At 46.9% G+C, this 706-nt stretch carries 1 pseudogene; it reads right to left on the reverse strand.

Annotated features, from left to right (window positions below):
• Window positions 1–330: 330 nt before the first annotated feature.
• Window positions 331–706, reverse strand: a pseudogene (locus R7190_RS27505) (pyroglutamyl-peptidase I); the annotation flags it as partial.

The following is a 706-nucleotide window of genomic DNA, read 5'->3' on the forward strand; positions in this document are numbered from 1 at the left end:
CCGGTCTCACTAACGCCGGTCCCACGCGCGATCCTAGCGACTACGATGGGCAGCACTCCGCGCGTGTTTTCGAATTTAAGCGCAGCAATAGCCAACGCGAAAACAACGACAGAGATAAGTGCAATAGCCTTACTTTTGTTGCTTTTCATGATAACTCGCCTTTTTTGAGAGTAAGCCCCTGACACCTCCTGTGACAAGGGCACCGAACGAAAGTCATACACCTTCAATCCGACACTCTAATGCTACTCCTTTCGAAGCAAGCAAAATTTGAGCAAGTTAACATTTGGCAGAACATACGCTTAGTAACTTATTAGTTATTTCAGTAGCTTACTAACAAATTTGTCCACCACTCACCACAACATCGCTTTCGTGTTCAATGACAACTTGTGCCACCAACTTTAGGCCAGCCACGATCATATCGAGGCTCATTGACGGGTGATTGCCATCCGTCGCTTGCTCAGGCAACAACGGAATATGCACAAATCCATGCCGAATCAATTTGTCCCTCAGATAATGCTGCACTCCATAAAACAGATGGTTGCACACAAACGTCCCCGCGCTATTAGAAACCTGACAAGGAATACCGCTCTCTTGCAGCGTTTGAGCAATACGCTTGATTGGCAAAGATGAAAAATACGCATCCGGGCCATGTTCGATGATAGGCTCATCGATTGGCTGATTGCCACCGTTATCTGGAATTCGGAAG

The organism is Vibrio sp. 1078-1 (assembly GCF_033340475.1).